The organism is Nocardioides pacificus (assembly GCF_054775955.1).
Map to the genome: position 1 here is coordinate 25,491 of NZ_BAAHCI010000015.1, position 26,108 is coordinate 51,598.

The following is a 26,108-nucleotide window of genomic DNA, read 5'->3' on the forward strand; positions in this document are numbered from 1 at the left end:
TCAGGTTCTCGGGTGAAGGCGTGTGTGTGAGAGGAAACGCCCGTCTGTCGGAGGCAGCGACCGTTGGACCTCGGCGACGCCAAGGGGGTCCCCGAGCGCTGCGACGATCGCGGCCGCGAGCTGGTGCGCGTCGATCGCGGCCGGCAGCACATAGTGACCCTGCCGGCTGAGCCAGTCCGCGAGTCCGGTCTCCGTGGTCGTGACGATTGTGAGACCGCTTGCCAGCCCTTCCGATATCGGCCGACCGATCTGTTCGCGCCACCGCCCGTCTCGAATCGAGGGAGCAACCAGTATCCGTCCTGTCTGTAGGACCGATGCGACCGTGTGGTGGGGAATCAGGCCCAGGAACGCTCGGCTAGGACTTGAGCGGCACCACTCGTTGACCTCGGACTCGAGAGGCCCAGCCCCGACGATGTGCAGCCGGGCCCCCTCGACCGCTTCTTCAACCAGTGGCCATGCCTCTATGAGGAGGGGCAGACCTTTCCGTCGAGCCAGCTCCCCAACGAATATCACCGTCGGCTCGTCAGGCTGTGAGGGCTCTTCGGCGCGAGCCTTGGGGAGCTCGAGGAGGATCGAGCCCTTCGCCGCAAAACGCGGCGCGATTCGGTTGTACGCCTGGAACGCGCTATCGCTGCCGAAGATGACTTGGTCATAGAGGAGGGCCATGACCGTGGCCAGGGTCGGCCTGACAGCGCTGACCACGACCCGGCCGAGAAGCCCTTTGAGGCCCACAAGGGAGTGGAGGTCATTGTTCTCGATGGCGTAGGTCACGACTCGCACTGGGCGCCGTGTCAGCAGGCAAACGATTCGGGCCGACGCGGCCAGAAGCACGGATCGTGGGAGCTCGCGCAGGAAGAGCGGCTCCGGGATCTCCACGACCGCTGGACGGCGACGGAAGAGCCACATGATCGCACCACGCGTGGTGCACTCGATAGCGTTCCTCGGCAAGGGGGTGTCACCGAGGTCCCACTTCCGCCCCAGACAGAGGGCATCGACCGCCGGGCTGGCGAGTAGCAGATTGACCTGCTCGCTCCGCAGCTCGGGAAACACCATGACGTCGCGAGCATGGGCTGTCACGCCCTCACCGGGCTCGGGCCGTGACTCTGGACGCCTGATCCTCAGCAGAGGAGTGACCCCTCTCGTTGCATAGGCCGTCCGCCAGTTCGCCCACTTAGACATGTTGCCCTCTCATGCGGTCGACTCGGATGAGCGAGAGGTGAGTCCTGAGCTCGGTCCCCTTGGTGGTTGCCGGGACTAGGACGCGCTGTTGATCATGCCGGCGCCGACCGTGACTCCCGTGGCCTCATCGATGAGGATGAACGACCCGGTGGTTCGGTTCTTGGCATAGGCGTCGCAGAGCAGCGGCACCGTGGTGCGCAATTGGACACGTCCGATCTCGTTGAGGCCGAGCTCCTTGGTGTCCTGGTCGCGGTGTAGCGAGTTGACGTCGAGGCGGTACTGAACGTCCTTGACCAGGGCACGCGCCGTGCGGGTGGTGTGCTTGATGGCGAGTTTCTGGCGCGGCCGAAGCGGCTCGTTGGTCATCCAGCAGACCATCGCGTCAATGTCCTGTGACGGCTTCGGAGCGTTGGCCGGACGGGCGATCATGTCGCCGCGGGATACGTCGACGTCGTCCGCGAGCCGGACGGTCACGCTCATGGGCGGGAACGCCTCGGTGATCTCCTTGTTGAAGAGGTCGATGCCGGCGATGCTCGACGTCATGCCGCTGGGCAGCACGACGACTTCGTCGCCGGGCTTGAGGACCCCGCCGGCGACCATGCCGCCGTAACCGCGGTAGTCGTGGTGCTCATCCGACTTGGGACGCACGACGTACTGCACCGGGAAGCGGACGTCGACCAAGTCGCGGTCGGAGGCGACGTGCACGTTCTCGAGGTGGTGCATGAGGGTGGGGCCGGAATACCAGGCCATCTTCTCGGAGCGGTTCACGACGTTGTCGCCCTGCAGAGCCGAGATCGGGATGACCACCAGGTCGGGGATATTGAGCTTGGTGGCGAACGTCGTGAACTCGGCATGGATCTTCTCGTAGACCTCTTCGGAGAAGTCGACGAGGTCCATCTTGTTCACGGCCAGCACGAGGTGGGGGACCCGGAGGAGCGAGAGGATCACCGCGTGGCGACGCGACTGTTCGGTGAGGCCCTGACGCGCGTCGACGAGCACCAGTCCCAGGTCGGCGGTGGACGCGCCGGTGACCATGTTGCGGGTGTACTGCACGTGCCCGGGGGTGTCGGCGATGATGAACTTGCGATTGGGCGTAGCGAAGTAGCGGTAGGCCACGTCGATGGTGATGCCCTGCTCGCGCTCGGAGCGCAGACCGTCGGTCAGCAGCGCGAGGTCGGTGTAGTCGTAGCCTTTGGACTGGCTGGTGGCCTCGACGGCCTCGAGCTGGTCCTCGAAAATCGACTTGGAGTCGAGCAGCAGCCGCCCGATCAGGGTGGACTTGCCGTCGTCGACGGAGCCGGCCGTCGCGAAGCGCAGCAAGTCCATGTTCTCGTTGAGCGCGGCGGCTGCGGTTGCGTGGGCGACGGTCTCGGGAGCGGGGCCGGTCATCAGAAGTAGCCTTCCTTCTTGCGGTCTTCCATGGCTGCCTCGGAGAAGCGGTCGTCGCCACGCGTGGCGCCGCGCTCGGTGACGCGGGCGATGGCGATCTCGTCGATGATCTCCGCGGTCGTGGAGGCGGTGCTCTCGACGCAGCCCGTGAGGGTCAGGTCGCCCACGGTGCGGAAGCGGACAGTGCGCTCGGCGGCGGTCTCGCCGGCGCGGAGCGGGTTGAACTCGCTCTCGGTGAGCAGCATGCCGTCGCGCTCGAAGACGCTGCGCTGGTGGGAGAAGTAGATCGTGGGGATCTCGATCTTCTCGCGGTCGATGTAGGCCCAGATGTCGAGCTCGGTCCAGTTCGACAGCGGGAAGATGCGCATGTGCTCGCCGGCGTGGATGCGGCCGTTGTAGAGGCTCCACAGTTCGGGGCGCTGCATCTTGGGGTCCCACTGGCCGAACTCGTCGCGGTGGGAGTAGACGCGCTCCTTGGCGCGGGCCTTCTCCTCGTCGCGGCGGCCACCACCGAAGGCAGCAGTGAAGCCCTCCTCCTCGATGGCATTGAGAAGGGTGCCGATCTGCATCCGGTTGCGGCTGGTCTTGCCGTCGTCGACGACGATGCCGTTGGCGATCGCCTCCTCCACCGAGGCCACGATCATCCGGACGCCGAGGCGGTTGACCCAGGAGTCGCGGCAGGCGAGGACCTCGGGGAAGTCGTAGCCGGTGTCGACCTGCAGCATCGGGAACGGGATCTTCGCCGGGTAGAAGGCCTTCTCGGCCAGGCGGAGCATCACGATCGAGTCTTTGCCGCCCGAGAACATCAGGACCGGCTTCTCGAACTCTGAAGCGACCTCACGGAAGATGTGGATCGACTCCGCTTCCAGCTGGTCGAGCTGACTCAGCCGGTAGTCGGCGTGGGTTTCAGTCATGACTGAATGGTGACCTCTCGTCGGGACAGCAACCGTCATCGTAGCCAGCAGGCGGCGCGACCGGCGAACTGCGCTCGCGCGACGGGACGTGGGTCACTTCGAGCGCTTCTGGTCAGGACGCTCAGCAGCGCGCTCGCGCTCGGGGTGACGCCAGGCCCCGGAGTTGTGATCGAAGGCCGGAAGCCCGCGGGTCTGACGAACAAATCCCCAGGCGAGGGGGCCCAAGAGCAGGAATGCTGCGCCGATGATGCCGACGACCTCCGGGCTGATCCCGAGCAGTTTGAGTCCGGTGAGGCTGAGCACGATCACGATGCCGCGCCGGATCACGGACTGGCTCACCCAGTTGGCGATCCGGGCACCGAGGAAGGTGCCGGGGATGCCGCCGATGACCAGGGGGAGGAGGATCTCCCAGTCGACTCCGCTGACGATCACGTGACCGATGGCGGCGGCGAGGACTAGTGGCACCGCCTGGACCAGGTCGGTCCCGACCAGGCGGAGGGCGGAGAGAGTCGGATAGAGGAGCAGCAGAGCCACCATGATCAGGGAGCCGGAGCCCACCGAGGTGACGCCGACGAGGAGACCGCCAACGGCCCCCACCAGAAGGGTGGGGACCACCCGGATGTCGGCCACCTCGGCGGGCGCCTCGTTGCCTGAGGTGACCAATCGAAGCTGGAGATACATCCGAAGCGTGTAGGTCGCCGCCGTGAAGAGGAGCGCAACGCCGATGGCGTTCTGGACGAACGCTTCCTGTTCCTCGCCGGCGCCGAAGAAGTCGATGATGAACGCGCCTGCGAAGGCGAAGGGGACCGAGCCCGTGATCAAGAGCCCGGCGAGCTTGAGGTCCGGTGAGCCGGCGCGCCAGTGCACGGCAGCGCCGACCGACTTTGTGATCGAGGCTGAGACGAGGTCGTTGGCAACCGCGGCCGTAGGCGAGACCCCGAGGAAGATCAGGGCCGGCGTCATCAGAGCGCCACCGCCCATGCCGGTCAGGCCAACGACGATCCCCACCCCGAAACTGACCACGAGCACCGCCAGGGCAGCGGTGGTAAGGAGCTCGCCCATCAACGCTCCGTGGCCTCGGTGAGGCGTGGCAGGACGGTTTCCAGCAGACCTGTCAGGAGGACGGCGCTCGCGGCGGCGGCCTCCTGGCCACGGCGGTAAGGGTCCTGCACGTCGAGGGAGACGTCCGCAGGTCCACGGTGTCGGCCGGCCTCGTCCAGGAGGGCGCGGCCCTTCAGGGCCGGGTCCAGCTTGGCGATGGTCTCGGCGAACTGGCCGAGGGTGAGGACCTTGCGGAAGGCAGCGACGTGGTCGTCGAGGATGAAAGTGCGGTGGCTCTGCTCCGCAGTCAGCACCAGGTCGGCCTCACGGATCAGGGCGCCGGTGAGGCGGCGGCTGCGGAAGGCCTCGTACGCGATCTGACGGGTCGAAAGCTCCGCCGCCATTACGTCGTCCATGGGGTGGTCGACGAAGCCGTGGGTGCCTGCGCTGGAGACCTTGACCTGGCTGTCAGCGCCGAGGGCGTGACGGGCGTAGAGCTCCATGAAGGGGGAGCGGCAGATGTTCGCGGTGCAGACGAAGAGGATCGAGATCATCGGATGGTCTCGACAGGCTCGACCGACGAAGCTGCGAGGTCCAGGTAGCCGGCCTCGCGCAGCGCGACCAGCACGTCGTCGAGGGCGGCCTCGATGCTCCGGCCAGTGGTGTCGACCCGGACGGCCGCGTCCTCGGGCTCCTCGTAGGGCGAGGAGATGCCGGTGAACTCGGGGATCTCGCCTCTGCGGGCCTTGGCGTAGAGGCCCTTGCGGTCGCGGCGTTCGCACTCCTCGAGAGGGGTGGCTACGTGGATCAGGGAGAAGGCGCCGCCGGCTTCTTCGACCATGTCGCGGACCTGTTGGCGAGTCTCGTCGAAGGGGGCGATGGGGCTGCAGATGGCTACTCCGCCGTGGCGGGAGATCTCGGCGGCCACCCAGCCGATGCGGCGGATGTTCGTTTCTCTGTCTGCTTTGGTGAAGGTGAGGCCGGCTGAGAGGTTTCGGCGGACTACGTCGCCGTCGAGCGTGGTGACTGTTCTGGTGCCTTGTTCTAGGAGGCGGTCCATGAGGGCTCGGGCGAGGGTGGACTTGCCGGAGCCGGAGAGGCCTGTGAAGAAGAGGACTAGGCCTTGTTTGTCTGCGGCGGGGCTGTCCTTGGCGATGATCGCTGCGATGTCGTCCGGGTATTGGTCGCGACGCGGTTGCTGCGCAACCTGCTCGACCAGCGAAGGGGGTTCGATGGGGGCTTGGATCTTGTTGTTGCCGGCGTAATTGCCTACTACCTGGACGCCTAGGGCGTGGTCGGTTTCTGGGTCTCCGTGGGAGGCCAGGGGGATTGCTACGACGTGGGCGTCTTCAAGATGCTCGGCGGCGGCGAGCGTTGCGCGGATCAGGGCGGTGGGGGAGAGATCTGGGGTGTTGGTGCCGACCAGGGCCAGGAGGACGATGCGGCCGCTCAGGGTGCGGAGGGCGTCGATCTGGTGAGTGGTCAGGGCGTCGGCCACGGGGACGAAGGTGGCGCCGGCGTGCTCGGTCCGACTCTGCTCCGGGGTGAGGTAGAGGCGGCGGTAGGGGCCGAACTGGGCGTGCGTCAGGGGGGTGATGTGGCCTGAGGTGGGGGCGACCAGGGCCAGGGGGAGGCCCTCGGGGTCGACCAGCTCTACGGCTCCTGCTTCGCGGGCGGCTGCGGCCACGTCGTCTGGCAGCGTCAGGGTGACCGGCGAACCCGGTTCATTGAAGGCTGTCAGCGGCGCGAAGGCGCCGTGGACGAGGAGCTCGAGGTCGTCGAGTTCGGTCGGCGTGGGGCAGTGCTGGGGCACGGGAGGAGTCGACACGAAAAGCATCCTCCCAGAGAGGTCCCACTAACCTGCGCACCATGTCTGTTCCCGTGGTTGTGGCTGAGATCGTGCGTTCTGGGTTCGTAGAAGGACGGCACTACGGATCCGTGGTGGCGCTGGGCCGGGACGGGGAGGTGGACTGGGCGGTCGGGGCCGTCGATGTGCCGGTGCTTCCGCGCTCGTGCAACAAGCCGTTGCAGGCGGTGGCAATGGTGCGCGCGGGGCTTGATCTGCCGCCTGAGCTGTTGGCGCTCGCATCGGCCTCGCACTCCGGGGAGGACTTCCACGTCGAGGGCGTGCGTCGGATCCTTTCGTCGGTCGGACTGGATGAGGCTGCGCTGCAGACGCCGGAGGACTACCCGCTGGAGGATCGGTTGCGCGATCAGGTGGTGCGGGCGGGCGGAGGGCGTTCGTCGATCCTGATGAACTGCTCGGGGAAGCACGCGGCGATGCTGGCTACCTGCGTGGTCAACGGGTGGGACACCGCGACGTACTTGAATCCGGAGCATCCCCTGCAGCGGCACGTCACTGCGACGTTCGCGGAACTGACTGGGGAGCCGATTGACACCGTGGCGGTGGACGGGTGTGGGGCGCCACTGCTGTCGACTTCGTTGGTGGGGCTGGCGCGAGCGTTTCGGACGATAAGTCTCGACAAGCTCGACCAACGAAATGGGGCTGAACGACGAAATGGGGCTGACCAGCGAGGGTGGGGAGTCGGAGACGCGATCCGTCGGCATCCGGAGTGGGTGTCCGGGACGGAGCGCGACGAGCGCCGGCTGCTGGACGCCATCCCTGGCGCGATCGGTAAGGCTGGAGCGGAGTCCTGCTATGCCGTGGCGCTGCCGGACGGGCGTGCCTTCGCGCTGAAGGTCGATGACGGTGCCCCGCGGGCGCGTCCGGTGGTGATGGCGGCGGCCCTTGTGCGGGCCGGTGTCGACACGGAGCCGGGCGTCGACGGCGCCGCTGTGCGTCGTACCGGTGAGCACGTGCTCCTAGGTGGGGGACGCGCGGTGGGTGAGATTCGTCCGAGTGGGTTGCTAGCGCCTTGATCGGTCGCCAAACACCTGTCTAGTAAGGCGATTCTCGGTTGCGACTGACCGGGTGCTTGCTGTGTGACTTGATTTTGCTAGCAAGAGCAAGCACTATGGGAGTCGTGGCCAAGAGCAAGGTAGGGAAGACCGCCGAGTCGCTCGGCGAGTACCTCAAGGAGCAGCGGATGTCCGCTGAGTACTCCCTGCGGCAGCTCGCTGACCTCGCCGGCGTCTCCAACCCCTATCTGAGCCAGATCGAACGCGGTCTGCGCAAGCCCTCGGCCGATGTGCTGCAGCAGATCGCCAAGGCGCTGAGGATCTCGGCGGAGCAGCTCTATATCCGCGCCGGGATCGTCAGTCCCGACGAAGGTGTGGCCGGGTCGGTCGAGCTCGCGGTCCTCGCGGACCCCGGACTGACCGAGCGCCAGAAGCAGTCACTTCTCGACGTCTACTCGTCGTTCCTTGCGATGAACGCAGGAACGACCTCCGAGGACGACGCCACCAACCACTAGGCCCTGACCCTAGGTCGGGACCAACCCGAAGGAGAGATCGACATGGCCAAGGCCAAGTTCGACATCAAGACCGAGGCGACTCGTCCGTTCTATGCGGGCGTGGGCGTCACCGACATCGCCGTCGAGTTCGTGCGCGGCTACGTGGCCGAGGCGCAGGCTCGCATTGCCGGTGTCCAGAAGAACGTGACCACCCTGGACCTCGAGCCCAAGGTGCTGCGCGAGCAGGCTGCTACGGCCGTCAACGCTCGGATCGAGGCCGTCTCCAAGGAGGCCAAGGCGCGTCAGGCTGCTATCGAGGCGCGGGTTGCTGAGCTGCAGGACGAGGCGAAGAGCCTGCCGACTCGTGTGCAGACGATCGTGGACGAGAACGTTGCTGCGGTCACTGACACGTACTCCGGCCTTGTGAAGCGTGGCGAGACGCTGGTCGGGCGCATCCGGAAGCAGGAGGCTTCGAAGGCGACTGCTTCGTCGGCGAAGACGACGACTGCCAAGGCCAAGACGACCACGACGCAGGCCAAGAAGACGTCGAAGACGGCTGCCAAGAAGTCGACGACTGCTGCTAAGCGGACGGCTAAGAAGTCCTCGGCGCCGGCTAGCGCCAAGGCGACTGCTACTGCTGCGAAGAAGACGGTGAGCAGTGCTGCTGAGGCTACGACTGAGGCTGCCAAGAAGGTTGGCGACTGAAGGTCTGAGGGACAGCTGATGCTGTTCTGAATTGCCGAAGGCCCCTGGAGCGTTGCTCTGGGGGCCTTTGGTGATTGGTCTCGACGTCGGTTGCTGCGCAACCTGCTCGACCAACGACGGGGGGCGCCGGCGAGGGGGCACGTAGGGTGGTGGGGTGAACATCTTTGCCTTTGAGAGCGCCGTGATGCTCGTGGTGCTCCTATTGCTGCTCGTGGTGAAGGGGTTTGCCTTCATCAATGCGATGACGTTTCCGGCGGAGGCGTATGCCGCGGCGGGCAAGTTGACCAAGCCGGCGTGGCTGATCATCCTTGGGCTCGGGCTGGCCTTCGAGCTGCTGATGTTCCAGCCGATCGGGTTGATCGGGATCGCGTTCACGATTGCGGCGTTGGTCTACCTCGCCGATGTCCGACCCGCCCTGGCTGGTCTGCGCCGGCGTTAGGTGAACCTCTGGTGCTTTGGGTCCCAAGGTCCGGCTGCCAGCGGTAGCCTTCTGCGTAGCTTTTTATGGGTCTAGGAGAGGACGCAACATGGTTGAGAAGTCGGCCGAGCGCCCATGGGGTTCGTGGCACGTCATCGACGACGGCCAGGGATACAAGGTCAAGCGGATCCATGTCACGCCCGGGCAACGGCTCTCCTACCAGACCCACCAGCACCGTTCCGAGCACTGGGTCGTGATCTTCGGGATCGCGACGTGCGTCGTCGACGGGGAGACGGTCGTGGCCGGGCCCGGCGAGTCCGTGGACGTCCCTACCGGGGCGCCACACCGGATCTGCAACGAGCACTCCGAAGAACTCATCATCATCGAGGTCCAGCACGGTGGCTACACCGGCGAGGATGACATCTGCCGGCTCAACGACGACTACGGTCGCGAGGATGCTCGGGCTGAGGGTCCCGCGACCGGCATCGAGCAGCCTGCCTAAGACCTGCAGTAGCGCGCCAGCGCCTGCAGAGCGTCCTCCGGCTCGAAGCCGGTGGCACGGATCCGTTCCAACGACAGGGCGCTGTGCTGGGGACGCGGGGCGAGCAGCTTGCCTGCGGCGTACTCCTCGGTGCTGATCGGGGTGACGTCGTCGGCGCTGCGCCCCGACAGCTCGAAGACGGCCTTGGCAAGAGCTGCCCACGACGTGGGCTCGCCGGCGTTGCTGAGGTTGTAGACGCCGTAGGCAACTCTCGCGTCGAGCAGGTGACGGGTGGCGCGGACCAGTTCGGTCGTGAAGGTCAGCCGGCCGATCTGGTCGTCGACGACCGAGGGCGAGACGCCCTTGGCCGCCAGGGACTGCATGGTGCGCACGAAGTTGCCGCCGTCGCCGACCACCCAGGATGTGCGCAGGATGTAGTGACGCGGCGCCTGTGTGACGGCTACGTCGCCGGCGGCCTTGGTCTGGCCGTAGACGCCGAGCGGGCTCAGCGGCTCGTCCTCGGTGTGCTCGGTGGCGGTGCCGTCGAAGACGTAATCGGTGGAGTAGTGGACCACGGTGAGCTGGTGCTCGCGGGCGAGCCGGGCCAGCATGGCCGGGCCCTGCACATTGGTGGCCCAGGCATCACGCCGGCCCTCCGGGGTCTCGGCGGCGTCGACGGCGGTGTAGGCGGCGGCGTTGAGCACGAGGGCGTACTCGTGCCAGGGCCAGGCTTGAAGCGCGGCGGTGTCGGCGATGTCGAGCTCGTCCCGGTCGACCGCGTGTGCGTCGGGGAAGGCCTCGATGAGGGCGCGGCCGAGCTGGCCGTAGGCGCCCAGGATGAGCGTCCGCTTCGGGGCCATCGGAGTGACGGCGTCCAGGGTGGGGTTGTGCTGGTCCTTCTCGGAGAGGTCGGACTCCTCGAGCGGGATGGGCCAGGGGATCGCCGCGGTGGGGTCGCCGAGGTGGAGGGCGGGGTAGGCCGTGGCCGGACGCCAGTGCTCGTTGACGAGGTAGGTGTAGGCCGTGCCGTCCTCGAGCGCCTGGTAGGAGTTGCCGACACCGCGCGGGACGAAGACCGCCACGCTGGGATCGATCTCGACGTGGAAGGTGGCGCCGAAGGATTCGCCCTCGCGCATGTCGACCCAGGCGGCGAAGACGCGGCCGGTGGCCACCGAGACAAACTTGTCCCAGGGCTCGGTGTGGATGCCGCGGGTGGCGCCGCGGTGGGAGTTGAAGGAGATGTTGTTCTGGACCGGGCCGAAGTCGGGGAGGCCGAGGGCGACCATCTTCTCGCGCTGCCAGTTCTCCTTGAACCAGCCGCGGGAGTCGGCGTGGACGGGGAGGTGGAGGACGAGGAGGCCGGGGATGGGGGTGTGCTCGAGCTTCATCACTGGCCCTTCGAGGCGTAGGAGGCTTCGACGGCGGTCTTGTGGGGGCGCCACCAGTCCTTGTGGGCTTGATACCACTCGATGGTGCGGGCGAGGCCGGTCTCGAAGTCGGCGAACTGCGGGGTCCAGCCGAGCTCGGTGCGGAGCTTGGTGGAGTCGATGGCATAGCGCATGTCGTGGCCGGCGCGGTCGGTGACGTGGTCGAAGTCGTCTTCCGCGCGACCGAAGTGGCGCAGGATCATCTTCACGACGTCGAGGTTGTTCTCCTCGCCGTCGGCGCCGATGAGGTAGGTCTCGCCGATCCGGCCCTCGTTGAGGATCGTCCAGACGGCCGAGGAGTGGTCGTCGGCGTGGATCCAGTCGCGCACGTTGAGCCCGGCGCCGTAGAGCTTGGGGCGGCCGCCGTCGATGACGTTGGTGATCTGGCGGGGGATGAACTTCTCGATGTGCTGCCAGGGGCCGTAGTTGTTGGAGCAGTTGGAGATCGTCGCCCGCACGCCGAAGCTGCGCACCCAGGCGCGCACCAACAGGTCGGAGCCGGCCTTGGTGGCGGAGTAGGGGCTGCTGGGGTTGTAGGGAGTCGCCTCGGTAAAGCGCTCCGGGTCGTCGAGCTCGAGGTCGCCGTACACCTCGTCGGTGGAGATGTGGTGCAGCCGGGTGCCGGTCTTGCGGACCGCCTCCAGGATCGTGAACGTGCCGATCAGGTTGGTCTGCACGAACGGGCTCGGGTCGTGCAGCGAGTTGTCGTTGTGCGACTCGGCTGCGTAGTGGACCACCGCGTCGTGGCTCGCGACCAGCGGGTCGACCACGGACGCGTCGGCGATGTCGCCGACGACCAGCTCGACGCGGTCCTCGGGCAGGCCCGCCAGGGCCTCGCGGCTCGCGGCGTAGGTCAGCTTGTCGAGCACGGTCACCCGCGCGTCGGTGTGCGCGATGAGGTGGTGGACGAAGTTGGAGCCGATGAAGCCGGCGCCGCCGGTCACAAGGAGGTGATCCATGGGGCGATCCTAGTGATGTGTGGCTCAGCAGCACTCAACCGCCCGGTTAGGCCCCTTAAGGTGACGCCATGCGCGGAATAATCTTGGCCGGCGGCACGGGCTCACGACTGCACCCGATCACCCAGGGCATCAGCAAGCAGCTGGTCCCCGTGTATGACAAGCCGATGATCTACTACCCGCTCTCGACGCTGATGCTGGCGGGGATCCGAGACGTTCTCGTCATCACCACCCCGCACGAGGCCGAGGGCTTCGTTCGGCTTCTCGGGGACGGGTCCCGATTCGGCATCTCGATCAGCTACGCAGTGCAGCCGAGCCCGGACGGGCTCGCGCAGGCGTTCCTGATCGGTGAGGAGCACATCGGCTCGGACAAGGTCGCGCTGGTCCTCGGCGACAACATCTTCTATGGACCCGGGTTGGGGCATCAGTTGCGGCGCTTCGCTCATGTGGAGGGCGCGGCGATCTTTGGCTATCAGGTCGCGGACCCGACGTCCTATGGAGTCGTGGACTTCGACGAGGAAGGTGTCGCGCTCTCCCTGGAGGAGAAGCCCTCGGAACCCCGCAGCAACTATGCGGTTCCGGGACTCTATTTCTATGCCAACGACGTCATCGGATACGCCCGCGACCTTCAGCCATCGGCGCGCGGGGAGCTCGAGATCACTGACCTCAACCGGATCTACCTCGAGGCCGGCCGGCTCCAGGTGCAGGTCCTTCCCCGTGGCACCGCCTGGCTGGACACTGGCACCTTTGACTCGCTGAACGACGCCTCCAACTTCGTGCGCACGATCGAGGGGCGCCAAGGAACCAAGATCGGCTCGCCGGAGGAGGTCGCCTGGCGGATGGGCTTCCTAAGCGACGGGGAGCTCGCTGAGCGCGCGCAGGGACTGGTGAAGAGCGGGTATGGGGCGTACCTGCTGGGGCTGCTGGATCAGTAGGCGCCGCGGGAGCGAAGGACCGCACCGACGGTGCGCGCAAGAATCGACAGGTCTTGGACCATCGACCAGTTGTCGACGTAGTACAAGTCCAAACGGATCGCTTCCTGCCAGGACAGGTCCGAGCGGCCGGAGACCTGCCAGAGGCCAGTCAGCCCGGGACGTACGCGCAGACGGCGGTGCATCGCGCTGTCGTAGCTTGCCACCTCCAGAGCAAGCGGGGGCCGCGGCCCGACCAAGCTCATGTCTCCACGGAGGACGTTGTATAGCTGTGGTAGCTCGTCGATCGAGAAGCGGCGCAACCACTTGCCCGGCTTGGTGATCCGGGGGTCATCCTTCATTTTGAAGAGGCCCTCCTCATGTCCTTGCTCCGCGTGCAGGGACTCGAGAAGTTCTTCTGCGTTGGTGACCATGGTCCTGAACTTGAGGCAGACGAATTCCCGTCCCTCCCTGCCGATACGCGTTTGACGGAAGAGGACCGGCCCTCGATCGTTGATCCGGATCCACAGGGCAGCGGCGGTCAGGAGGGGCGCCACGAGGATGAGGAGCGCAGCGGAACTGATTACGTCGAAGGACCTCTTGGCCCATCTTGATGCATTGACAGCGCGCGGCCCTTCGATGTGGATCAGTGGCAGCCCCCCTGCGGGGCGCATACTCATTCGCTCTCGAGAGACGTCGGTGACGCTGGGAGCCATCACGACCTGAACGTTGAGGGGCTCGAGATCCCAGACCACGCGGCGCATCTGGGTAGCGGAGCTAAGAGCCCCGCCCGCGATGAAGAGGACATCCGCCTCAGTGTCTACGGCTATCGAATGGACATCGTCGGCGTTGCCGAGGACGGGCACACCAGCAGGCGTCTCCTCGCTCAGATCGTGGGGCGGAGTCAGAGCCCCTACGACGTGGTAGCCAAGCCAACTCTCGCGGTTGAGGACGTGGGCGACCTCATCGATGTGTCCGGGGGTACCCGCGATCAGGACTCGTCGCTGCAACGCCCCGGTCCTACGAGTCTGGTGTAGCAGGTAGCGCAGCGTCCTTCGGGTCAGGAGGAGGGCTGGTGGACCGAGGACGAAGGCGAGGACATAGAAGCCCCGGGACAGATCGAACTTCAGTAGGTAGCAGCCGATGCCGACCCCGGCGGCCGTGGACAGTGACGCGTTGGCTACTCGCCGGAACTCGTCCGTGCCCTCGCCAAAGACCGCGTTGGCGTAACCCCCGAAGCCTGCAATGGTGAGGACCCACAGAGCAACCATCAGCGGCCCCGCGACTGACAGCGAACTTGTGATATCGCCGGGGGCGAAGCCATCCAGGCGTTCGCGACCCAGCCCCGCCATGATCACGACCGTAACAATCACAGCGAGATCGAGGACGAATGCGATCAATGGCAGGAGCCGCAAATTTCGGTGACGGACGATGGCCTCCTGTCGCTGCGACGACGCTACCAACGTCATGTGCCCCCCCGGCGGTTTCGCTACATCATGCGCGGCGGCTCAGCGCTCGCGCCAATCAGGAGGCCCATCTTCGCTGGAGTTCGTTACATCCGCGAGTCGAAGGGGTTTTTTTGACGCTGCTACCTGGGTGACTCTTGACACAGGGTCACCTCACAGGGCGTTCGTTGCTGAGATCGGCGTCGACCATCCGGGCCACGAGACCGGTGAAGTCGACACTGGGGGACCAGCCGAGCCGCTGGCGCGCACGGGTGGAGTCGCCGGCGAGCTCGGTGGCATCGGCGGGACGGGTGAACTCGGGGTCGGTGCGCAGGCGCTCGGGCCAGTCGTCGATGCCAGCGTGGGCGAAGGCGGTGGCGGCGAAGTCCCGCACGGAGTGGGCCTTTCCCGTCGCTACGACATAGTCGGCGGGCTCGTCGGCGCGCGCGGCGCGGACCATCGCGTCGACGTAGTCGGGCGCCCAGCCCCAGTCGCGGCGGGCCTCGAGGTTGCCGAGGGTGAGGGTCTCGGCGTCGCCGCGGGCGATGGCAGCCACCGTCGAGGTGATCTTGCGGGTCACGAAGCGCTCCGGGCGGCGCGGCGACTCGTGGTTGTAGAGGACCGCGCTCACTGCGTGCAGGCCCCGCTGGCGATAGACGTCGACGGCGAGGTGGGCGTAGGCCTTCGCCGCGCCGTACGGGTTGACCGGGCGGACCGGCGTCCGCTCGTCCTGCGGGCTGTGCTCGGGCTGGCCGAAGATCTCGGCGGAGGAGGCCTGGACGAAGCGGACGGGGCGGTCCTCTCGCTCCTGGACCTGGCGGGCGGACTCCAGCAGTCCGACGGCGGCGAGGCCGTTGATGCGGGCGGTCAGGTCGGGCTCGGACCACGACTGCGCCACCGAGCTGATCGCGGCCAGGTTGTAGACCTCGTCGGGGGCGAGCTCGAGCAGCAGGGCCCGGGTCGCCTCGATGTCGCCGATGTCGCCGCGGTGCAGCGTGACGCCCTCCGGGACGTCGGCCTGGTCGGTGTGCAGCGCGAGGGCGTGCACCTCGGCGCCGTCGGCGAGCAGCCGCTCGGCGAGGTAGCCGCCGTCCTGGCCGCCGACGCCGGTGACGAACGCGCGCAGCACGCCCGCGTCCCGCGTGCCCGAGCCCGTCATCTCAGAGACCGGCGAGCCGGTGCTGCTCGGCCAGGTCGGAGTCGACCATCATCTGCACCAGCTCCTCGAACCCGACCTTCGGCTTCCAGCCCAGCAGCTCGCGGGCCTTGCTGGCGTCGCCGACCAGCATGTCGACCTCCGCGGGGCGCATGAACCGGTCGTCCTGGCGGACGTAGCTCTCCCAGTCGTCGAGCCCGACATGGCGGAACGCGACGTCGACGAGCTCGCGGATCGAGTGGGTCTCCCCGGTGGCGATCACGAAGTCGTCGCCGTACGGCTGCTGCAGCATCAGCCACATCGCCTCGACGTAGTCGCCCGCGAAGCCCCAGTCGCGCTTGGCGTCCAGGTTGCCGAGCACCAGCTCCGACTGCAGCCCCAGCTTGATCCGGGCGACCGCGCGGGTGACCTTGCGGGTCACGAACTCCGGCCCGCGCCGCGGCGACTCGTGGTTGAAGAGGATCCCCGACGAGGCGTGCATGCCGTAGGACTCGCGGTAGTTGATGGTCATGTAGTGGCCGTAGACCTTGCTCACGCCGTAGGGCGAGCGCGGCCACAGCAGCGTCGACTCGTCCTGCGGCACCTGCTGCACCTTGCCGAACATCTCCGAGCTCGAGGCCTGGTAGAAGCGGATCGACGCCGGGTCGTCCCCGGCCTGCAGCCGGACCGCCTCGAGCATCGTCAGCACGCCCTTGGCGGTGACGTCGGTGGTGACGGCGGCGTTCTCCCACGAGTAGGCGACGAACGAGACCGCGCCCAGGTTGTAGACCTCGTCGGGCTGGGACTCGCGCAGCGCCCGCATCAGGCTGGACATGTCGGTGAGGTCGCCGTTGTGGAGCTGTACGTCGGGCAGCAGGTCCCGGACCAGCTGGCGCTTCGGGTTGTTCTGACCGCGGATCACCCCGTGCACCTCGTAGCCCTTGTCGAGCAGAAACTCGGCGAGGTAGAGGCCGTCCTGGCCGGTGATTCCGGTGATGAGCGCGCTGGGCATAGGGGGATTGTGTCAGTCCGCGCCCGTCAGCGAGGTGAGCGCGCGCGTGAGACAGTGCGACAACCCCAGAACCACGACAGCGGAGGCTCCAGATGGCACGCGACACGAACAGCGGGAACGGGCTGGCCGGGCAGGTGGTCTTCGTGACCGGCGCCGCCCGTGGGATCGGCGAGGCGACCTCGCGGGAGCTGGTGCGCCGCGGCGCCCGGGTGGTGCTGGCCGACGTCGACGAGGCCCCGCTGCGGGCGCTGGCCGCCGAGCTCGGCGACGCCGCGGTCTTCGCGGTGTGCGACGTGGTCGACCTCCCCTCGGTCGAGGCGGCCGTCGCCGTCGGAGTGGAGGCGTTCGGCGGCATCGACGTCGTGCTCGCCAACGCCGGGATCGCGTCGTACGGCTCGGTGCAGGCGACCGACCCGGCGACGTTCCGCCGACTGATGGACATCAACGTGCTCGGCGTCTTCCACACCGTGCGGGCGGCGCTGCCGTCGCTGATCTCGCGGCGCGGCTATGTCCTGGTCGTGTCGTCGCTGGCCGCGTTCGCGCCGGCGCCGGGGCTCGCGGCGTACAACGCCTCGAAGGCGGGGGTCGAGCACTTCGCGTGCGCGCTGCGCCTCGAGGTCGCCCACCAGGGGGTCGAGGTCGGGATCGCGCACATGTCGTGGGTCGACACGCCGCTGGTGCAGGACGCCAAGGCCGACCTGAGTGCCTTCGCCGAGCTCATCTCGCGGCTGCCCGGGCCGCTGAAGCGGACGATCCCCGTCGAGGAGTGCGTCGCCGGCTTCGTGCGGGCGATCGAGCGGCGCTCGCGGCGGGTCTATGTGCCCGGGTTCGTGCGGATCATCGGGTGGCTCAAGCCCGTCGTCACCTCGCGGCTCGGTGAGGCACGGACGCTGCAGCTGGTGCCGGAGCTGCTGCCGCGGATGGATGCTGCTGTGGCTGCGCTGGGGCGATCGACGAGTGCGCGGAACGTGCGGCGCGACGTCTGAGCCAGGCCTGTGGTCACGGCCGGCGGGTGGGGGTGGACGGTGGGCGCCAGCATGGGGTCTGGCGCCCACCGGCTCTGGGGCGGTCAAGCCGCGGGCGCTGGCTCGGGTGGGTCGGCCGGTGGCGGGTCAGCGCGGGTGGGTGGCGCGGTAGGCGGCCAGGTGGGCCTCGAGAGCTTCGATGAGGGGCGTCAGGTCGACGAGGGGGCGGCGGGGCTGGGGGACGTTGCGCGCCGCGGCAGGGGCCTGGGTGACGTGGTCGCTCGCGACCGTCGTGGCCGGGGAGTCGGGTGCGTCGTCCATGCCCATCCACTCGGCGATGGAGGGCGGAAGCGGTTGCCACGTCATGGCGAGTTCCTACCCCACCGAACCTGGGTCGACACCTGGCGTTGGGGCGGACTTCACCAAGATGGGGTAGTGCGTCAGCGCGGGTAGGCGTCCCCGGCGGCCTGACGCGCCGACCAGGCACTGGCGACCATCGCGCGCAGGTCGTGGCGCATCTCCCAGTCCAGGTCGCGGGCGGCGAGCTCGCCGCTGGCCACGATCCGGTCCGGGTCTCCGGGACGACGCGGGTGGACCTCGGGGGTGAAGTCGATGCCGGTGACGTCGCGGATGGTGTCCATGATCTGGCGCACCGAGCTGCCGTCGCCGCTGCCGAGGTTGTAGACCGGCTCCAGCGGCTCGCCGGCCGAGAGCCGGCGGGCGGCGGCCACGTGGGAGAGTGCGAGGTCGGCGACGTGGATGTAGTCGCGCACGCAGGTGCCGTCGGGGGTGTCGTAGTCGTCGCCGTTGATGCGCGGGGTGTCCCCGCGGTAGAGCGCGTCGAAGACCAGCGGGAAGAGGTTGTGGGGGCTCGCGTCGAAGAGCGCGTCGGAGGCGGAGCCGACCACGTTGAAGTAACGCAGCGACGTGTGGCGCAGACCGTGGGCGGTCTCCGCGTCCTTGAGGAGCCACTCTCCGATGAGCTTGGTCTCGCCGTAGGGAGAGGCGGGGCGCGTCGGGGTCTGCTCGGTGACCAGGTCGGTGTCGGTCGCGCCGTAGGTGGCCGCGCTCGAGGAGAAGACGATCTTGTCGACCCCGGCCTCCTGCATCGCGCGCAGCAGCAGGACGGTGGCGGTGACGTTCTGCTCATAGGTGTGCAGCGGCCGCTGCACCGAGACGCCGGCGTACTTGTAGCCCGCCACGTGGATGACGCCCTCGACGTCGTGCTCGACCAGCGTGGCGGCGATCGCCTTCTCGTCGAGCAGCGTCGCCCGGACCAGCGGCACGCCCTCGGGCACGAACGATTCGAAGCCGGTCGAGAGATCGTCGATGACCACGGGCTCCAGGCCAGCCTCCAGCAGCGCCTGCACCACGTGGGAGCCGATGTAGCCCGCTCCGCCTGTCACCAACCACGTCATCGTGCGCTCCTCGTTGTCGTCCGTCAGGACGAGGATAGGGCGAGCGCGTGGGGGCGCCTGGGCCGGCGAGGGCTGGTCAGCGAGCGAGCACGAAGCCGGCCGCGCCCACGGCGGCCCAGAAAGGGGCGCTGAACAGCAGCCCGAAGATCAGCCCACGGGTCGACTCTCGCATGGGGCGTCTTTCGGTCGGGACTCGTCGGGTCTTGATGGAGCGGTCGAAACGTGCCGAGTGGTCTGAACCAGCTGGGATCGTGACGTGGGGTGTCGGGCGTAGTTGACTGGTGCGCATGCGCACTCTCCTCGCCCTGATGCTCGCTGTCGTCGTGGGGGTCGGGGGCGCGCCGGCTTCTGCTGGGTCGGTGGACGGTGCCCGGGTGGGCGGTGCCGGGGTGGCTGCCGAGGCCGCGGCGCCCGGGCGCGTCGTACCGCGTGCGGAGGGGCCTCTGGTCGGGCGGACGATCGTGCTCGACCCCGGTCACCAGGTCGGCAACAGCAACTACCCGCGCCGGATCAACCGGCAGGTGCCGGCGGGCGGGTTCCACAAGGCCTGCAACACGACGGGGACGGCGACCAACGCGGGCTACCCCGAGGCGACGTTCGCCTGGCGGGTCGCACAGCGGCTGCGGCGTCAGCTCGTCGCTCGTGGGGCCCGGGTGTTGATGACGCGGACCTCGAACCGGGCGGACCGGTGGGGGCCGTGCGTCGACGAGCGCGGGCGGGCCGGCAACCGGATCGGCGCCGACCTCAAGCTCAGCATCCACGGCGACGGCTCCACCAGTGGCGGGCGCGGCTTCCACGTCATCGCGCCCACGTCGCGACGGGGCTGGACGAACGACATCTACCGGCCGTCGCGGCGGCTCGCGCTCGCCGTACGCCGGGCGCTGGGGGAGGCGGGGCTGCCGCGTGCGACGTACATCGCCGGCGGGGACGGGCTGGACTTCCGCGGGGACCTGGGGACGCTCAACCTGTCCGACGTGCCGGTGGTGATGGCGGAGCTGGGGAACATGCGGAACGCGCGGGATGCGCGGTTGATGGTGCGGCGGCCTGGGGTGTTCGCCTCGGCGCTGCGGAAGGCTGCTGTGGCCTATCTCGGGTGAGGTCTCGACGTCGGTTGCTAGCGCAACCTGCTCGACCAACGAACTCGGCTGCGCAACCTGCTCGACCAACGAACTCGGCTGCGCAACCTGCTCGACCAACGAACTTGTCGTAAATAGCGAAGTCGCCCGCGGTCTCGGGTCCGCAGGCGACTTCGAAGACAAAGTTACGGCATCTCGCCCGGCAATGGGAGAGATTGAAACCGATTTTACTTTGGCTCAGTTGGCGGCCGGGTAGTTGCTCTCCTTGAGGAGCTTCGCCAGGTGGGCCGCGTTGACCGCGAGGGTGCGGGTGGTGGAGGCGGTCTTCTCCGGGCGGGGGCTGACCTCGTTGTAGTCCGTGCCCTGCATCGCCTCGCCCACCCAGTAGGTCACGCCGTTGGCGGGGATCGTGAAGCCGACGTCGCTGAGCGCCTGGTAGACCTCGGCGCTCACGTGGTGGGCGCCGTCCTCGTTGCCGACCACGGCGACGCCCGCGACCTTGCCGTAGGTCGACATCCGGCCCTCGTCGTCGGTCTCGCTCAGCTCGGCGTCCAGGCGCTCGAGCGCCATCTTGCACACCGACGACGGCTGGCCCATCCAGATCGGGGTCGCGATGATCAGGATGTCGGCCGCCAGCATCTTGGCGCGCAGCGCCGGCCAGGCGTCGCCGTCGCCCTCGTCGGGGCTGACGCCGAAGCGGACGTCGTGGTCGACGACCCGCTCCATCTCGCAGGTGACGCCCTGATGGGTGAGCTCGCCGATCAGCTCCTCGGCGAGCTGCTGGGTGCTGGAGGGGGCGGGGGAGGGCTTGAGGGTGCAGTTGAGGATCAGGGCTTTGGTTTCGACAGGCTCAACCATCGTTTTTCTCCTGTTCGGCCTGGACATCGAGCATCTGACGGGCATGGGCGCCGGCGGCGCCCTCCTGGTCGAGACCGCGGCGGAACATCTCGAGCTTCTGCTCGCCGGCGGGGAACGGGGGCAGCAGCGGCACGTCCGGGTCGACGATCGCCTCGATCAGCGTCGGGCGGTCGGCGGACAGCGCGGTCTGCCAGGCGCTGTGGATCTGGTCGGGGGAGTCGATGCGGATCCCGCGCAGGCCGAGCAGCTCGGCATAGCCCGCATAGGGGAAGTCCGGCAGCGACTGGCTGTCGTCGAAGCGCGGGTCGCCCTCCATCTCGCGCTGCTCCCAGGTGACCTCGGCGAGCTCGCGGTTGTTGAGGACGAGTACGACGAAGCGCGGGTCGCGCCACTCGTGCCACAGGTGGGAGACGGTGATCAGCTCCGCGACGCCGTTCATCTGCATCGCGCCGTCGCCGAGCATCGCGATCACGGGTCGGCCGGGGGCGGCGAGCTTGGCGGCCACGCCGTACGGCAGCGCGGAGCCGAGGGTGGCCAGCGTCGAGGACAGGTGGGCCTGGACTCCGGGCGGGAGTCGAAGGTGGCGGGCATACCAATAGGTGATCGAGCCGACGTCGACGCTGACCTGCGCGTCGGAGGGGAGGTGGTCGCTGAGCGCGCGGACCACCGGCTCCGGGCTGAGCGGCTCGGCCGGCATCGCGGCGCGCTCCTCGGCCAGCGCGTGCCAGTCGGTGACCGCTCGCTCGACGCGCTCGCGCCACGCGGTGTCGGTGCGCTCCTCGAGCATCGGCAGCAGCAGGTCGAGGGTGTCCGCGGCGTCGCCGGTGAGGCCCACCTCGATCGGGTAGCGGTTGCCCAGATGGCGTCCGTCGAGGTCGATCTGGACGGCGCGGGCCTGGCCGGGCGGCGGGTAGTACTCCGTCCACGGGTCGTTGGTGCCGATCATCAGGAGCGTGTCGCACTCCTCCATCAGCCGCGCCGACGCCGTCGTGCCGAGGTGGCCCATGACGCCGCAGCTGTAGGGCAGCGACTCGTCCCACCACGGCTTGCCGAGCAGGCTCGTCGTCACGCCCGCGCCCAGCCGCTCCGCGACAGCGCGCACCTGCTCCCCGGCCTCGCGCACGCCCTGTCCGACCAGCAGCGCCACGCGCTCGCCGGAGTTGAGGACGTCGGCCGCCTCGCGCAGCGCGTCGTCGTACGGCGTGACGCGGGGGCGGCGCCACCCGGGAGAGGTGACCATCACGCCGTGCTCCTGGGGGAGCTCCTCGGGGGCCTCCATCTTCTGCACGTCGTGGGGCACGAGCACGACGCAGGGGGAGCGGGTCGCGAGCGCCGTGCGGAAGGCGCGGTCGAGGACCATCGGCGCCTGCTCGGCGGACAGGATCGTTTGCAGGAACTGCGCGGCGACGTCCTTGAAGACCGACTGCAGGTCGATCTCCTGCTGGTATTCCGAGCCCATCGTCGTCGTCTGCTGCTGGCCGACGATCGCGACGAGCGGCACGTGGTCGAGCTTCGCGTCGTACAGGCCGTTGAGCAGGTGGACCGCCCCCGGGCCCTGGGTGCTGGTGACGACGCCGACCTCGCCGGTGTACTTCGCGTGGCCGACCGCCATCAGCGCGGCGTTCTCCTCGTGGCGGGCCTGGACCAGGTGCGGGTCGCCGTTCGCGCGGCGCAGGGCGCCCATGAACGAGTTGATGCCGTCGCCGGAATAGCCGAAGAGGCGGGTCACGCCCCAGCGGCGCAGGCGCTCGACGATCAGGTCGGCCACGAGGGGCTGGTGGGTCGGCATGGTGGGTCGGTACCCGACTGGTGCCTGTGCACGCTTGCACGGTCGCGGCATCCCTAGACTGCCGCGGGTGGGGTCGGAGACGGGAGCCAAGCGGCTTGACATCCAGGGCCTGCGGGCCGTGGCGGTCGTCGCCGTGATCCTGGACCACCTCACGGGCTGGCCCCGGGGTGGCTTCGTCGGGGTCGACGTGTTCTTCGTGATCTCCGGGTTCCTGATCACCGGGCTGCTGCTGCGCGAGTGGGAGGCGCACGGGGCTCTCTCGCTCGGGGGGTTCTATCGGCGGCGGGTCAAGCGGATCGTGCCGGCCGCGACGTTGGTGATCGCGGCGACGCTCGCCGCGTCGTACGCGCTGCTCGAGTCTCGTTGGCGTGACGTCGGGTGGGATGCGCTGGCGAGCCTGGGGTTCGTGGCGAACTGGCGCTTCGCGGCGCAGGGAGCGGACTACTTCCAGGAGGGGGCGGCGCCGTCGCCGCTGCAGCACTACTGGTCGCTGGCGGTGGAGGAGCAGTTCTACCTGGTGTGGCCGTGGCTGCTCGTCGGGGTGCTGGTGGTCGGCCGCCGGGGTCGGTCCTCGGGGCGTGCGCTGGTCGGCGTGGCGGTCGGGGCGGTCGTCGTCGCGTCGCTGGGGTGGGCGTTGGTGCAGAGCTCGTCTGCGGCTGAGGTGGCCTACTTCTCCACGCTGACGCGGGTGTGGGAGCTCGGGGTGGGGGCGCTCGTCGCGGTGCTGGCGCCGTGGCTGGCCCGGCTCGGCGGGGCCGGTCCCGATGCGGCCTGGGTGCGGGTGGTGCTGGCCTGGGCCGGGCTCGGCGGGATCGTGCTGTCGGTGCTCGTGGTGCCGGCCGAGGGCGGGTTCCCCGCGCCGTGGGCGCTGCTGCCGGTGCTGTCCACCGCGCTCGTCATCGGCGCCGGCGCCTCGTCGTACCTCGGGGTGCTGACGAACCGGGTGAGCGTGGGGCTGGGGGAGATCTCGTATTCGCTGTATCTGTGGCACTTCCCGGTGATCGTGCTGCTGCCGGCGGTGATGGTGTCCACGGGGGTTGGGTTCTTTGTGGTGGCGCTGGGGCTGACCGTGGTGTTGGCGTGGGCGTCGTATCGGTGGGTGGAGGGGCCGGCGCGGCGGGCGGAGTGGGTCCGTGTCTCGGGGGTACGGCGGGTGCGGCCGGTGGTCGGGTGGGTGCGCGTGGCGTCGGTGGCGGCCGCGCTCGTCGTACTGGCTGTGGTCGGTGGGCGGCTCGTCGGCACGCAGACCGAGGTGCCGCTGGTGCCGGCCGCGGCGCTGGCGGGGGACCGGATCAAGGCTGGCGACGACCCTTATCGGTGCGTCGGCGCCGGGGCGATGGATGCCGCGAACGGGTGTCCGTTGAACGACGGGGACTCGCTCTCGCCGCCGGTGGCGGAGATGGAGCGCGACTCCGGGGGCGCGTTCGCGTGCTGGATCGGGACGCGGGGGTCGTTCGAGGTGTGTTCGCAGGGGAGCGAGCGGGCGGACGCGCTGCGGGTCGCCGTGGTCGGGGACAGCCACGCGGCGCTGCTGATGCCCGCGCTGACGCCGTCCCTGGAGCAGCTGAACTGGCGGGTCGACTCCTACGCCGGGGTGATGTGTCAGTGGTGGACGATCGCGACCCCGAAGTGCACCGCCCTTCCTGAGATCCGCTCGGCCTTGGAGACGGGTGAGCCGTATGACCTGGTGATCACGACCAGCAACCGGGGCTCGTCGGTCGCGGCGACCCCGTCGGACTATGCGGAGGCCTGGCGGCCGGTGGTGGCGCGCGGGACGCAGGTGGTCGTCGTCGCGGACGTCGCCGAGCCGAGCGCGGAGTCGCTGAGCTGCGTGCGGCGGGTGGGGTTCCGGGCGTCGCAGTCTGGGTGTGGGACGGCCGAGTCCGCTGGGTTCGCGCGGCCGGACCTGCCGGTGCAGGCGGCTTCCTTGGTGGACGGAGTGCGGGTCGTGGACCTTCGGGAGTTCCTGTGCGTCGACGGCTTCTGCCCGGCCGTGATCGGGAACGTGATCGTCTATCAGGACACCGTCGGGCATCTGACGGGGACGTTCGCTCGGACGTTGGGGCCTTATCTGGTGCGGGAGCTGGAGCGGGTGGTGGTTTCCCCGGTCGACCGGGGAACGCAGACGTTGTCGGGCGAAGCTTCGGCCGACAACATCAGTGATTGACGAGCGCCAGCGGCTCGGTTCAGTTATAGCCTTTACCTGCCAGATGTTCAGCGATAATCTGAACTCATGGCAAGTTCAGTCATCGTCTTCACTCTGATCGGTGACCTCGTCGCCTCCCGCTCCGCTACCTCGCGGGCGTCGGTCCAGGACGCGGTGGGTGAGGCGCTCGCGCGGGTCGCGGAGATGGTCCCGCCGCTCGACCGGCTCGAGCCCACGGTGGGCGACGAGTTCCAGGGGGCGTTCGGCTCGTTCGCCGACGCGGCGCTGGCCGCGCTCCTGCTGCGGCTGCACCTGCTGCCCCACATCGACTCGCGCTACGGGCTGGGCGTCGGCGAGCGCGAGGTGCTCGAGGCCGACCGGCGCCCGATGCTCCAGGACGGGCCCGCCTGGTGGAGCGCCCGGCAGGCGATCGACGAGCTGGGCCGGCCCGGGCGACGTACGGCCCGCACCTGGTATGACGCGAGCCAGGCGCCGCAGGGCGAGGGGGCCGGGGTGCCCGACGCCGGGCTGGCCAACGCGTTCCTGCTGTGTCGCGACCAGGTCGTCGACCGTCTCAGCGAGAGGGGATGTCGGATGCTTCTGCTCTCCTTGGAGGGTGCGACGCAGCGCGACATCGCGGCTGCGGAGGGGATCAGCAAGTCCGCGGTCTCCCAGCAGTTCGCACGCGGGATCCAGGCGGTGAAGGAGGCGCAGACGATGCTCGGAGGAGTCACGTGACCGCCCTCGCGCTGTGGCTGGTCGTCGTCGGGCTGTGCGACCTGCTGCGGGCCGCCGGCGACGCGACGAGCGCTTCGCGCCGGGTGCTGCTGTGCCTGATCGGGCTCGCGTTGTTGGGTGGGGGAGCCGTGCTCGTGGGGCCGCAGCAGGGTGGCGCGGTCGGCTGGCTCGTCGGGGCGGCGGCGCTGTGCGGGTGGATCGTCGCCTCCTCAGTGGTGACGACGCGTGGCGGGACCGGTCACCGCGGTTGGGTCGCCGCGTCGTACCTCTCGCTCGGGGCGGGACTGGCCGGACTCGTCATCGCCGGGTCGCGCGGCGGGAGCGCGGACGGGCTGCGCGACGCACTCGAGCAGACGGCGCTCGCCGGCGTCGATCCCGACCGGCTGCTGCTGGTGTGCGGCGTATTGCTCGTGCAAGTCTCGACGGCCAACATCGCTGTACGCCTGCTCCTCGACGTGGTCGGAGTGCCCGTCGGGCCCAACGAGAAGAAGCTGCGCGGCGGACGGGTGCTCGGGCCGATGGAGCGGCTGCTGATCGTCGGGCTCGGACTCGCCGGCGAGCTCGCCGGCGCCGCCCTGGTCGCCGCGGCGAAGGCGTTGTTGCGCTTCCCCGAGCTCAAGGAGTCCGAGCGAGCGGGCCGGGAGTCACCGGGGCCCAGCGACGTGACGGAGTACTTCCTCATCGGCAGCTTCGCCAGCTGGCTGATCGCGCTCGCCGGCTTGGCTTTGGGCTCCATGACGTTGTGAGGTCGG

Annotated in this window: 26 protein-coding genes; 11 read left to right on the top strand and 15 right to left on the bottom strand. The window is 68.7% G+C overall.

Annotated features, from left to right (window positions below):
- The 6 genes from ACYU7L_RS18715 to cysC all read right to left on the bottom strand — a co-directional run bounded on the left by ACYU7L_RS18715 (position 1) and on the right by cysC (position 6,351).
- The gene (locus tag ACYU7L_RS18715) at positions 1–1,053 is read right to left on the bottom strand and encodes a glycosyltransferase family 4 protein (protein ID WP_460799916.1); all 1,053 of its coding nucleotides are present in this window, start codon (positions 1,051–1,053) and stop codon (positions 1–3) included.
- Positions 1,054–1,254: 201 nt separating this feature from the next.
- On the bottom strand, positions 1,255–2,505 hold the full coding sequence (locus ACYU7L_RS18720) for a sulfate adenylyltransferase subunit 1 (RefSeq protein ID WP_460801708.1): 1,251 nt from the start codon (positions 2,503–2,505) through the stop codon (positions 1,255–1,257).
- A gap of 62 nt (positions 2,506–2,567) precedes the next feature.
- Complete coding sequence (cysD, locus tag ACYU7L_RS18725; protein ID WP_460799918.1) at positions 2,568–3,482, bottom strand: sulfate adenylyltransferase subunit CysD; 915 nt, start codon at positions 3,480–3,482, stop codon at positions 2,568–2,570.
- Between the two features lie 93 nt (positions 3,483–3,575).
- Positions 3,576–4,544: a sulfite exporter TauE/SafE family protein gene (locus ACYU7L_RS18730; protein WP_460799920.1), complete on the bottom strand. Its 969-nt coding sequence runs from the start codon at positions 4,542–4,544 to the stop codon at positions 3,576–3,578.
- The gene (locus ACYU7L_RS18735) at positions 4,544–5,077 is read right to left on the bottom strand and encodes an arsenate reductase/protein-tyrosine-phosphatase family protein (protein ID WP_460799923.1); all 534 of its coding nucleotides are present in this window, start codon (positions 5,075–5,077) and stop codon (positions 4,544–4,546) included. Before ACYU7L_RS18735 ends, ACYU7L_RS18730 begins: the two co-directional genes overlap by 1 nt.
- On the bottom strand, positions 5,074–6,351 hold the full coding sequence (cysC, locus tag ACYU7L_RS18740; protein WP_460799925.1) for an adenylyl-sulfate kinase: 1,278 nt from the start codon (positions 6,349–6,351) through the stop codon (positions 5,074–5,076). Before cysC ends, ACYU7L_RS18735 begins: the two co-directional genes overlap by 4 nt.
- A 41-nt stretch (positions 6,352–6,392) precedes the next feature.
- On the opposite strand from cysC, the gene ACYU7L_RS18745 reads away from it, so the two are divergent.
- The 5 genes from ACYU7L_RS18745 (at position 6,393) to ACYU7L_RS18765 (ending at position 9,501) form a co-directional block, all read left to right on the top strand.
- On the top strand, positions 6,393–7,403 hold the full coding sequence (locus ACYU7L_RS18745; protein WP_460799926.1) for an asparaginase: 1,011 nt from the start codon (positions 6,393–6,395) through the stop codon (positions 7,401–7,403).
- A 104-nt stretch (positions 7,404–7,507) separates the two neighbouring features.
- Positions 7,508–7,897: a helix-turn-helix domain-containing protein gene (locus tag ACYU7L_RS18750; protein WP_460799928.1), complete on the top strand. Its 390-nt coding sequence runs from the start codon at positions 7,508–7,510 to the stop codon at positions 7,895–7,897.
- A gap of 42 nt (positions 7,898–7,939) precedes the next feature.
- On the top strand, positions 7,940–8,581 hold the full coding sequence (locus ACYU7L_RS18755; RefSeq protein WP_460799930.1) for a hypothetical protein: 642 nt from the start codon (positions 7,940–7,942) through the stop codon (positions 8,579–8,581).
- Between the two features lie 154 nt (positions 8,582–8,735).
- Positions 8,736–9,020 (top strand): DUF2516 family protein, encoded by a 285-nt coding sequence (locus tag ACYU7L_RS18760; protein WP_460799932.1) that lies wholly within the window; start codon positions 8,736–8,738, stop codon positions 9,018–9,020.
- Positions 9,021–9,108: 88 nt separating this feature from the next.
- Positions 9,109–9,501: a phosphomannose isomerase type II C-terminal cupin domain gene (locus tag ACYU7L_RS18765; protein WP_460799934.1), complete on the top strand. Its 393-nt coding sequence runs from the start codon at positions 9,109–9,111 to the stop codon at positions 9,499–9,501.
- Here the strand turns inward: ACYU7L_RS18765 and ACYU7L_RS18770 are convergent.
- On the bottom strand, positions 9,498–10,868 hold the full coding sequence (locus ACYU7L_RS18770; RefSeq protein WP_460799936.1) for a sugar nucleotide-binding protein: 1,371 nt from the start codon (positions 10,866–10,868) through the stop codon (positions 9,498–9,500). The two genes, ACYU7L_RS18765 and ACYU7L_RS18770, sit on opposite strands and share 4 nt — an antisense overlap.
- The gene (rfbB, locus tag ACYU7L_RS18775; RefSeq protein WP_460799939.1) at positions 10,868–11,866 is read right to left on the bottom strand and encodes a dTDP-glucose 4,6-dehydratase; all 999 of its coding nucleotides are present in this window, start codon (positions 11,864–11,866) and stop codon (positions 10,868–10,870) included. Before rfbB ends, ACYU7L_RS18770 begins: the two co-directional genes overlap by 1 nt.
- Before the next feature lie 68 nt (positions 11,867–11,934).
- Here rfbB and rfbA point away from each other — a divergent pair, with 68 nt between their 5' ends.
- A complete protein-coding gene (gene rfbA, locus ACYU7L_RS18780; protein ID WP_460799941.1) occupies positions 11,935–12,798 on the top strand; it encodes a glucose-1-phosphate thymidylyltransferase RfbA in 864 nt (287 codons plus the stop codon).
- Here the strand turns inward: rfbA and ACYU7L_RS18785 are convergent.
- The 3 genes from ACYU7L_RS18785 to gmd form a co-directional block, all read right to left on the bottom strand.
- Positions 12,792–14,174 carry a sugar transferase gene (locus ACYU7L_RS18785; protein ID WP_460799944.1) on the bottom strand — a complete coding sequence of 461 codons (1,383 nt, stop codon included), beginning with the start codon at positions 14,172–14,174 and terminating at the stop codon, positions 12,792–12,794. The genes rfbA and ACYU7L_RS18785 overlap by 7 nt on opposite strands.
- A 214-nt stretch (positions 14,175–14,388) precedes the next feature.
- Entirely contained in the window at positions 14,389–15,378 is a 990-nt protein-coding gene (locus ACYU7L_RS18790) for a GDP-mannose 4,6-dehydratase (RefSeq protein ID WP_460799946.1), read from the bottom strand.
- A gap of 1 nt (position 15,379) precedes the next feature.
- Entirely contained in the window at positions 15,380–16,366 is a 987-nt protein-coding gene (gmd, locus tag ACYU7L_RS18795; RefSeq protein WP_460799948.1) for a GDP-mannose 4,6-dehydratase, read from the bottom strand.
- Between the two features lie 92 nt (positions 16,367–16,458).
- Here gmd and ACYU7L_RS18800 point away from each other — a divergent pair, with 92 nt between their 5' ends.
- On the top strand, positions 16,459–17,352 hold the full coding sequence (locus ACYU7L_RS18800; protein ID WP_460799949.1) for an SDR family oxidoreductase: 894 nt from the start codon (positions 16,459–16,461) through the stop codon (positions 17,350–17,352).
- 126 nt (positions 17,353–17,478) lie between these two features.
- Here the strand turns inward: ACYU7L_RS18800 and ACYU7L_RS18805 are convergent, their stop codons facing one another.
- A complete protein-coding gene (locus ACYU7L_RS18805; protein ID WP_460799951.1) occupies positions 17,479–17,697 on the bottom strand; it encodes a hypothetical protein in 219 nt (72 codons plus the stop codon).
- A 74-nt stretch (positions 17,698–17,771) separates the two neighbouring features.
- On the bottom strand, positions 17,772–18,749 hold the full coding sequence (gene galE / locus ACYU7L_RS18810) for a UDP-glucose 4-epimerase GalE (protein ID WP_460799954.1): 978 nt from the start codon (positions 18,747–18,749) through the stop codon (positions 17,772–17,774).
- 287 nt (positions 18,750–19,036) lie between these two features.
- Between galE and ACYU7L_RS18815 the strand changes: the two genes are divergently transcribed.
- Positions 19,037–19,846, top strand: a complete 810-nt coding sequence (locus ACYU7L_RS18815; protein WP_460799956.1) for an N-acetylmuramoyl-L-alanine amidase — start codon at positions 19,037–19,039, stop codon at positions 19,844–19,846.
- 216 nt (positions 19,847–20,062) lie between these two features.
- Here the strand turns inward: ACYU7L_RS18815 and ACYU7L_RS18820 are convergent, their stop codons facing one another.
- Positions 20,063–20,683: a flavodoxin family protein gene (locus ACYU7L_RS18820; RefSeq protein ID WP_460799958.1), complete on the bottom strand. Its 621-nt coding sequence runs from the start codon at positions 20,681–20,683 to the stop codon at positions 20,063–20,065.
- Positions 20,676–22,472 carry a thiamine pyrophosphate-requiring protein gene (locus ACYU7L_RS18825; RefSeq protein ID WP_460799960.1) on the bottom strand — a complete coding sequence of 599 codons (1,797 nt, stop codon included), beginning with the start codon at positions 22,470–22,472 and terminating at the stop codon, positions 20,676–20,678. The genes ACYU7L_RS18820 and ACYU7L_RS18825 overlap by 8 nt, the downstream gene beginning before the upstream one ends.
- 67 nt (positions 22,473–22,539) lie before the next feature.
- Here ACYU7L_RS18825 and ACYU7L_RS18830 point away from each other — a divergent pair, with 67 nt between their 5' ends.
- From ACYU7L_RS18830 to ACYU7L_RS18840, 3 genes are all read left to right on the top strand, one after another.
- Positions 22,540–24,639, top strand: a complete 2,100-nt coding sequence (locus ACYU7L_RS18830) for an acyltransferase family protein (RefSeq protein WP_460799962.1) — start codon at positions 22,540–22,542, stop codon at positions 24,637–24,639.
- A gap of 66 nt (positions 24,640–24,705) precedes the next feature.
- Positions 24,706–25,356 carry a SatD family protein gene (locus ACYU7L_RS18835; protein WP_460799964.1) on the top strand — a complete coding sequence of 217 codons (651 nt, stop codon included), beginning with the start codon at positions 24,706–24,708 and terminating at the stop codon, positions 25,354–25,356.
- Positions 25,353–26,102 (top strand): hypothetical protein, encoded by a 750-nt coding sequence (locus ACYU7L_RS18840; RefSeq protein WP_460799966.1) that lies wholly within the window; start codon positions 25,353–25,355, stop codon positions 26,100–26,102. Before ACYU7L_RS18835 ends, ACYU7L_RS18840 begins: the two co-directional genes overlap by 4 nt.
- Positions 26,103–26,108: the final 6 nt, after the last annotated feature.